The organism is Ilumatobacter nonamiensis YM16-303 (assembly GCF_000350145.1).
Taxonomy (GTDB): domain Bacteria; phylum Actinomycetota; class Acidimicrobiia; order Acidimicrobiales; family Ilumatobacteraceae; genus Ilumatobacter_A; species Ilumatobacter_A nonamiensis.
Map to the genome: position 1 here is coordinate 1 of NZ_BAOL01000308.1, position 8,171 is coordinate 8,171.

At 68.5% G+C, this 8,171-nt stretch carries 7 protein-coding genes; 2 read left to right on the plus strand and 5 right to left on the minus strand.

Annotation, left to right across the window (positions count from 1 at the left end):
* Positions 1–567 (plus strand): ion channel (locus ON45_RS20135; RefSeq protein WP_040496497.1); only part of this gene is annotated, 567 nt, incomplete at its 5' end.
* A gap of 24 nt (positions 568–591) precedes the next feature.
* Here ON45_RS20135 and ON45_RS20140 read toward each other — a convergent pair.
* On the minus strand, positions 592–1,266 hold the full coding sequence (locus tag ON45_RS20140) for a Rossmann-like and DUF2520 domain-containing protein (protein ID WP_158412551.1): 675 nt from the start codon (positions 1,264–1,266) through the stop codon (positions 592–594).
* A gap of 88 nt (positions 1,267–1,354) precedes the next feature.
* A complete protein-coding gene (locus tag ON45_RS20145; protein WP_040496499.1) occupies positions 1,355–3,955 on the minus strand; it encodes a penicillin acylase family protein in 2,601 nt (866 codons plus the stop codon).
* Between the two features lie 91 nt (positions 3,956–4,046).
* Between ON45_RS20145 and ON45_RS20150 the strand changes: the two genes are divergently transcribed.
* The gene (locus ON45_RS20150) at positions 4,047–5,621 is read left to right on the plus strand and encodes a sulfatase family protein (RefSeq protein WP_040496500.1); all 1,575 of its coding nucleotides are present in this window, start codon (positions 4,047–4,049) and stop codon (positions 5,619–5,621) included.
* Between the two features lie 3 nt (positions 5,622–5,624).
* Here ON45_RS20150 and ON45_RS20155 read toward each other — a convergent pair whose 3' ends face one another.
* The 3 genes from ON45_RS20155 to ON45_RS20165 are packed head-to-tail and all read right to left on the minus strand — an operon-like array spanning position 5,625 to position 8,109.
* Positions 5,625–7,052 carry an FAD-binding oxidoreductase gene (locus ON45_RS20155; protein ID WP_040496502.1) on the minus strand — a complete coding sequence of 476 codons (1,428 nt, stop codon included), beginning with the start codon at positions 7,050–7,052 and terminating at the stop codon, positions 5,625–5,627.
* Complete coding sequence (locus ON45_RS20160; protein ID WP_085946576.1) at positions 7,049–7,669, minus strand: TrmH family RNA methyltransferase; 621 nt, start codon at positions 7,667–7,669, stop codon at positions 7,049–7,051. Before ON45_RS20160 ends, ON45_RS20155 begins: the two co-directional genes overlap by 4 nt.
* A gap of 26 nt (positions 7,670–7,695) precedes the next feature.
* Positions 7,696–8,109 (minus strand): cupin domain-containing protein, encoded by a 414-nt coding sequence (locus ON45_RS20165; protein WP_051063485.1) that lies wholly within the window; start codon positions 8,107–8,109, stop codon positions 7,696–7,698.
* Between the last annotated feature and the right edge of the window lie 62 nt (positions 8,110–8,171).

Consider the following 8,171-nt stretch of genomic DNA (forward strand, 5'->3'; position numbering starts at 1 on the left):
GGTGAGGGTCCGTGGTTGACGCGGATCGGCTCGGTGGCCAACCTCGGCGCGATCATCGCCGGTTTCTCTGCGACCGGCCTCAAGAACGACCGGTGGCGCCGGCCCGTGTTCATCACCCTCGGGCTCGTCGGGCTCGTGATGATCGGCGCGTTCGAGCCGACGACGGTCGGTGCCGGAATCGGAGCGCTCCTGCAGGCGGTCGTGCTCGGAGCGATCCTCGGGGCACTCTCGCGCCGCATCCTCCAGCACGAACAGGTCACGCTGTCGACGATCCTGGGCGTCATCAGCGCCTACGTCCTGATCGGGCTGATCTTCGCGTGGATCTACCTCTCGTTGGTCGGGTTCCGACCGGACCCCGTCCTCGATCCACCCACGTCCGACGTGCCCGTGTACTACTCGTTCGTCGTGCTGACGACGCTTGGATTCGGCGACATCACCCCCGTCGACGAGCTCGCCGAGCGCATCACCGCGTTCGAGGCGATCGTCGGACAGGTCTTCCTCGCCACCGTGGTCGCCCGGTTCGTGGCGATGTACGGCCAACGCCGACCGAGCCGCCCGTCCGGCTGACGCCCAGTGGAACCACGCGACGGGTCAGACCCGTGGCGTGACACGAAGGTCGTGCGGGACCTGTTGGCCGGCGATGGTTGCGGCGCGCTCACACAGGACGAGGTAGAGGGTTTGCTCGGACTCGGGGATCGCGGCCACGTGATCGCGAACGGTGTCCCAATCGCCCCGGGACGCCGGGCCGGTCAAGGCGGCGGTCGGCCCGACGTCGGCGACGTTGCTCAAGGTCGTTGTCATCAACGGCCAGAACGCGTCGACCGGAACCTCGGCGTCGTTCGCGAGCCGTTCGACCTGAGCGCACAGTGCGGTCAGATGGTTCGCGGCGACGCTCGCAGCAGCGTGGTAGGTCGCGCGCTTCGTCGTCGGCACGTCGATCGGTCGACCGCCCAGTGCCTCGACCACGTCGACGATCGCCGAATCACCGGCGACGGCGAACGTGCATGCGTCGAGCAGCCGAGCGCTTCCGATCTCGGGATCGGGCAGCGACATCAACGGATGGACCGACGCCACCCGCGCGTGCGGAGCGAGCACGTCGAGCGCGCACGCACCGGAGCAGTGGGCGACGACGCCCTCGATCCCGGCTCCGCGGGCGGCGAGGTGTCGAGCCACGTCGGCGATCGCGCCGTCGGCCACGGCGAGCAGCACCACCTCGGCCCGCTCGATGACGGCACGCGGAACCTCCGAGAGGTCGCGCGACGACACGAGGTCGACGGTCCAGTCACGCGCGGACAGAGCCCGGGCGAACGAGCCACCGGCTCGACCCCGGCCGACGATCAGGCAGTGTCGAGGATCAGCCGGCTGGGGCAAGCTCGAGCACCTGTTGGAACGTGGGGCGACTGGTGTATCGGAAGTCGTCGTCGATCAGTCCGGGGACGAACGTGGTTCGCGGTCCTTCGTCGAGCCACGTCATGGGATCGTCGCCTCGCTCCTCGGCGAGCTCGGTGACGGCGTCGTCGATCGCGGTCCACACGGCCTCGCGGCAGACCGCGAGGTCGCCCTCTGCGCAGTACGCGACCTCGAACGGTCCGTCGACCTGTTCGCCGAGCAGCGCCCGCAGATCCTTGTCGACGAAGCTGGCGTCGTCGATTCCCTGTCGATCGAACGTGAGCTCTTCTCCGAGCACCGATGCGCCGACCGCACCGACGATCGGATCGAAGACGGCGCCGAAGATCGTCGGTCCGGGACTGTCGTTGAGACCGTCGTCGTCGGCATCGAGGATCGGCGCGTCGTCGAGCACCCACTCGTCGAGGATCCGGACGGCCTCGGCGGACAGTTGAGTCGGGGCGCTCTCGCTTCCGGAGAGGAGTTGGCTGATCACGGGCCAGACCGTGGAACTCGGGTCCTCGGTCGCCGAGCGGTTCATGATCCCCACGACGTCGGTCAGTTCGCTCTGGTCCGGCCATTGATCGAACGCCTCCACACGGTGGACCGAGCCGTACTGGGTGCCGTCGCCGTGCATGAATCCGGGCGCGGACTGGTTGTTCCAGTTCAGCAACCGACCGGTCGGATGCCCCGCGGCGTGCGGATGCTCGTCCTGTTCGAGGAACCCCTGCCATTCGTACTCACCGGTTCCCGAGGTCGGCAGCCGCCGGTCGAGCCCCTCCGCTCTGACGGGGAGACGGCCCGAGGCGAAGTACGCGGTGCCCTCTCGGTTCGCGTAGCCCCAGTTGAACGTGAATCCGAACTGGTTGGCGATCTCGAAGAAGGAGTCGGCCGTGTCGGCTTCGCCCTCGGTCATGTTCTTCAGCGCCGCGAGGTTGAGCCCGTCGCGACCGAACGTCGAACGCTGGCTGGTGAGCGCGACCGGCGCACCATCGGACGTCGCCGTGGCGATCACCGGCCCGTGGACCGACACCGGGTAGACGATCGGGACGTCACCGAGGACGCCCGCGTCGAAGCTCTCGAACGGGGTGCACTCACCCTCGAACTCGTAGTGCTGCGACTCGACGGTCGGTTCGGATCCGTCGGGTTCGCACAGCATCTCGACGAACACGTCGCGCACGTCCTGTGAGGCCGAGGTGAGGCTCCACGCGTAGTCCTCGGTGCGGCCCAGCAGGAGGTACATCGACAGCCCGGGAACCGCCGCACCCTGGGCCTCGATGCCCGGCGCGCTCAGGTGCACCTGCTGCACGATCTCGGGGTAGTAGTAGCCGAGCTGTGGGCCCATCACCGCAAGGGTGGTGTCGTTGGCCGACGACTCGGGCTCGACCATCAGCCAGTTCGAGGCTCGCCGCGACGGTGGTCCGTCGGCGGCGGTGTACGTGACGCGACCTTCCACCTCCGGGGCGGTTTCGTCCTCGGGGAGCAGGTCGACCGAGACCAGCGAACCCGCGTCGATCGTCACCGAACCGGTCACGTCGCCGCCGGTCAGTGCGGGGTAGTCGAATGTCTCCTCGATCGTCTTCGGGGCCTCGGGGTCACTGTCGGGCATCAGGTCGAGGAACACCTGTCGCCCCTGCTCCTCGCCGAGCTCGTTCTGGAGCGCGGACAGGAACTCGGCGTTGCGGCCCTCGGAACCGCCGCCGGCACCGAAGATCGAGCCGATGAACGATGTGATCGCGATGACGTCGTTGACCGTGGCTTCCGGTTGGGCGACATCGTTGGCGGCCCAGTACGCGTTCAGACCGTCGGCGTACGCCTGGGCGTCGGAGATGATCTCCTCGCCCTCCTCGCCGTAGGTGTCGATGATCAGTTGCACCTGGTCGGTGACCAGTTGCTCGGCGGCCGCGCTCGGGGTGAACGACTGGCCGCTCGTGACGAGGCCGAACGGGTCGATGCCCGGAACGTCGGCGACCGCCGCTCGGGACGGGCCGATCGCCAGCGTGTAGAGCAGTGAGCGGTCGCGGGCCGCGACCCACCCTGCGCCGAACGCCATGTCCTCGCGTGTCTCGCCGGTGATGTGGGGAACACCGAACTCGTCGTACACGACCGTCGTGCCGGGTCGGCCGGTGTCCTCTTCGATCGTCTCGCCGATCGGTTCGAAGTCTTCCGGCAGGAACAGTTCGTCGATGTCCGCGTCGGAGACGTCGTCACGCAATGGCGTCAGCGAGTCGTAGAGCGCGAGTTGATCGGTCGATTCGTCGGTCTTCGGAAGACCGCCGTAGTTGCCCGGCGGAAGGATGTAGTACGCGCGGTCCTCGGTGATCGCCGGGGCAGCCGGTTCGGTCGAGGCGGTGGAGTCCGGCGCCTCGGTGTCGACAGGTTCGGTGTCGACAGGTTCGGTGTCGACAGGCTCGGTCTCTGCCGGTTCGGTCTCGACCGGCGCGGCGGACGCGGGGGCGGTGTCGCCCGACTCGTTGTCGTCGGACGAGCACGCCGCGACGATGAGTGCGATCACCGTCGCCGCGGCCAACGCCGTGGTGCCGGGACGGCGCTGGGTGTTCCTGGACATGGTGACCCCCTCGTGTCGACCCCGAATGTAGAACGCTGTGTGAATCGAAGCGAATCTGAGGTGGCTCGCCGATCGCGGCCAGACTGTCCCGATGGCAGATGGTCCGAAGAATGTCGCAGTGGTCCTGCTCGACTCGCTGAACCGACACATGCTCGGGGCCTACGGGAGCGACGAGTTCGAAACGCCGAACCTCGATCGGTTCGCTGCGCAGCGCGCGACTCGTTTCGACCGACACGTCACCGGTTCGTTGCCGTGCATGCCCGCGCGTCACGACATTCTGTGCGGCGCGCTCGACTTCCTGTGGAAGCCGTGGGGGTCGATCGAGCTCTGGGAGCAACCGATCACCCGCGTGCTGAGCCACGCCGGGGTCACGACCGCGCTCGTCACCGACCATCCGCACCTGTTCGAGACGGGCGGTGAGAACTATCACACCGACTTCGACGGATGGGACTACCTCCGCGGTCACGAGGGTGACCCGTGGCGGACGTATGCCGACCCCTCGTGGATGGGGGCTCCGGCGATGCCCGCGCGGCGCGGTGGATGGTGGTATCACCAGTCGTTCGGAGTTCCCGAGTTCAGTCGGGGATACGACCGGGCGCGGACGTTCTTCCGAGCAGAGGAGGACTACCCCGGCCCGCGCACGATGACCGCCGCCGCGAACTTCCTGAACGACGCGGCGCCGCACCACGACCGGTGGTTCCTGTTCGTCGACGAGTTCGATCCGCACGAACCGTTCGACACCCCGCAGCCGTGGGCCGGCAAGTACCAGGACGGGGAGTGGGACGAGGACTGGATCATCTGGCCGCCGTACGCGGACGGAGCGATCGAACGCGGCGCGTTCACGGCTGCCGAGGGGGCCCATGTGCGAGCGAACTACGGCGCCAAGGTGTCGATGATCGACCACTGGTTCGGTCGGATTCTCGACTCCTTCGACGAACGGGAACTGTGGGACGACACCGCGTTGATCGTGTGCACCGATCACGGGCACTACCTCGGCGAGGTGCGCGAGGGTCGGGACATCTGGGGCAAGCCGGCCGTCCCGCAGTACGAGCCGTTGGGGCACACTCCGTTGCTCGTCCACTGGCCGGGGATCGACGGCGGGGGAGTGTGTGACGCGTTGACGACGAACGTCGACCTGTTCGCGACCATCGCCGACGTCTTCGACGCCGACGTGGGCCATCGGACCCACGGCCGCTCGATGGTCCCGTTGCTGACCGGCCACGCGACGTCGATCCGGGACTGGGCAATCGGCGGCTACTACGGCGGCTGGGTGCAGGTCACCGACGGACGCACCAAGTACGTGCGTGGTGCCGTGGACGAGAATTTCCCGTTGTCGATGTGGTCGAACCGGTGGTCGACGATGCCGATCCACATCGCCGGCGTGGATGGAATCCCTCCGCCCGATGACCGGGCCTGGCTCGACCGCATGCCCGGCTCGGACATCCCGGTGATCCGCCAACCCTTCCAGGCGGGGGACATGCTCCCGTTCTGGGTCGGGGGTCGGAACGTCGACCGCCATTTCATGTTCGACCTGGACACCGATCCGGACGAGCAGGAGAACCGCTCGACCGAGCGTGGTGCCGACGAGATGGCGACGCTGCTGCGCGAGGCGATGCTCGATGTCGACGCTCCGGTCGACCAGTTCGAGCGGCTCGGACTCACGTAGCACTCACCGCGCGGGAGGGTCGGGGAGCATCACGTCGGGGTTGAGGCGGTCGTCGGGGTCGAGCGCAGCCTTGATCGTCCGCATCAGCTCGAACTCGATCTCCGGTTTCTGCCCGACGATGCGGCTGCGGAGTTCGCGACCGAGCCCGTGCTCGGCGCTGATCGTCCCGCCGAGGTCCCACACGATCCGGTCGATCGCTGCGGTGATGTCGGGCGCGACGCGTTCCAGGTCCCGGTCGTCGCCGTCGGGTCGGAGCACCGTGAAGTGGATGTTCCCGTCACCGACGTGACCGAACGCGTACGACAGGGCGTCGGCGAGGATCTCCGCGACCGCCGCCGACGCGAGAGTGAGGAACCGCTCGATCCGGTCCGGCGGGATCGCGAGGTCGTACTTCACCCCGAAACCGCCGAACGACCGGGTGGCGGTCAGTTCGTCGCGCAGCAGCCAGAGGTTGTCCTCGTGGGGTGTCGAGTCGGCGACGACGCCGTCGACGATCAGTCCGTCGTCGGAGGCGGTGGCGAGGAGGTCGATCAGCGCGTCGCCGACTCCCGGCTCGCCGCTGAACCGGAGCAGGACGTACCAGTCGGCGACGGTCGACATCGGACGGACGATGTCGAAGCGATCGACGACCTGACGCACGCCGGTCTCGGGGATCAACTCGAACGCGCTCAAGGCTCCGGGCGGACGGGCGCGCGCCAGTGCGAAGAGGGCGTCGAGGTCGCCGAGCGATCGCAGCGCCACGAACGCGGTTCGATGGGCCGACGGGAGCGGATGGAGTCGCAGAACGGCGCGGGTGACGATTCCGATGGTCCCCTCGGACGCGATGAACAACTGTTTCAGGTCGAAGCCCGAATTGTCCTTCGGGAGCGCGCGGAGTCCGTCCCAGACGCGGCCGTCGGCCAGCACGACCTCCAGGCCGAGCACCTGCTCGCGCATGCTGCCGTAGCGCAGCACGTTGATGCCCCCGGCGTTCGTGGCGATCCCGCCGCCGAGGGTCGCGGTCCCGCGTGCGCCCCAGTCCGGGGCGAACAGCCGGTCGGCCGAGGCCGCGGCCTCCTGCAGCGCCTGGATCGTCACGCCCGCCTGTGCGGTGATCGTCGAACGCGCGGTGTTGACCTCCTCGATCGCGTTCATCCGCGAGGGTGTCAGCAGAACGGTCGGTCGATCACCGACGGGGATCGCTCCGCCGCTCAACCCGGTGTTCCCGCCCTGGGTGACGACGGACGCGCCGTACGCCGCGCAGGTCCGCACGACGACCGAGACCTCGTCCGTCGATGCCGGGCGGGCGAGGCCGAGCGCCGACCCGGTGAAGACACCGCGGAAGTCGACCAGTCGGTCGGCGATGTCGTCGGGCGGGAGCCAACCCTCGGGTCCGAGGAGCGCGGCCAGCTCCGAGACCAACTCGCGCGACGTGTCGCTGCCGCCGCTCATGTGTCTCCCGGGCGTGGTTCGGCGTGTTGACTCGCCCAGGCGTACATCGCGATCCCGGACGCGACGCCCGCGTTCAGTGAACGGGTCGACCCGTACTGGGTGATCGCGCAGATGGTGTCCGCTGCGGCCAAGGCGGCGGCGGACAGTCCGGGACCTTCCTGGCCGAGCAGGAGCACGCACCGTTCGGGTAGCGGCTCGGACTCGATGGGGACCGACCCGTCGACGTTGTCGATCGCGACGATCGCCGTGTCGTTGTCGCTCGCCCACGCTGCGAAGGCGTCGATGTCGACGTGGTGGACGAGGTGGAGATAGCGGTGGGTCGACATCGCACCCCGGCGATCCCAGCGGTGCGGACCGATGATGTGGACCGCTGCGGCGAGGAAGGCGTTGGCGTTGCGGACGACGGTCCCGATGTTGAAATCATGCTCCCAGTTCTCGATCGCGACGTGGAAGGCGTGGCGGCGGGTGTCGAGGTCGGCGACGATGGCGTCGACCGTCCAGTAGCGATAGCGGTCGAGGACGTTGCGGCGGTCGCCGTCGGCGAGGAGCTCGGCGTCGAGACGCGGGTCGTCGGGCCACGGTCGAGGGTGGGGGCCGACTCCGACCACGGGCGACATCGCGGTCATCGGCCGCCCGGTCCCACTCAACGCGGGCGGTGCTCGGTGCCCTCGCCGGCCGTGATGAACACCACGGTCGGTGGGTCACCCGCGTCGGGGACATCGGCGGTGTGCCACACGCCGGGCTGGTTGACGACCGCCTGACCGGCCGAGAGCGTCGCGGTCGACACCGTTCCGTCGGGGTCCTCCTGGGTGAGCCTGATCGTTCCCGCGACGCACAGCACGAGTTCGCTGCCCTTCGGGTGCACCTCCCACGAATCCCACGACTCCGAGAAGCTGTGCATCGACACCAGTCGGCCCTCGGTGCCGTCCGCTCCGTGCAGCCGTCCGTACTCGGCGTACCAACTCATGTCGCCGGTGTGGCGGGGGAGCGGGACGGTCGTCGCTCCCAGGCCGAGGTGGACGAAGTCGCCGGCGGAGAATTCGATCACGTCGCTCATCCACCCATCTTCCCACACCCTCCCCCACCCGGTTCTCGTGAACAGTTCCCGCGCTCCGTGCG

Coding starts and splice junctions, on each gene's coding strand:
- ON45_RS20145 (WP_040496499.1), bottom strand. CDS start 3,955: ATGTCCAGGAACACCCAGCGCCGTCCCGGCACCACGGCGTTGGCCGCG.
- ON45_RS20150 (WP_040496500.1), top strand. CDS start 4,047: ATGGCAGATGGTCCGAAGAATGTCGCAGTGGTCCTGCTCGACTCGCTG.
- ON45_RS20155 (WP_040496502.1), bottom strand. CDS start 7,052: ATGAGCGGCGGCAGCGACACGTCGCGCGAGTTGGTCTCGGAGCTGGCC.
- ON45_RS20160 (WP_085946576.1), bottom strand. CDS start 7,669: ATGTCGCCCGTGGTCGGAGTCGGCCCCCACCCTCGACCGTGGCCCGAC.
- ON45_RS20165 (WP_051063485.1), bottom strand. CDS start 8,109: ATGAGCGACGTGATCGAATTCTCCGCCGGCGACTTCGTCCACCTCGGC.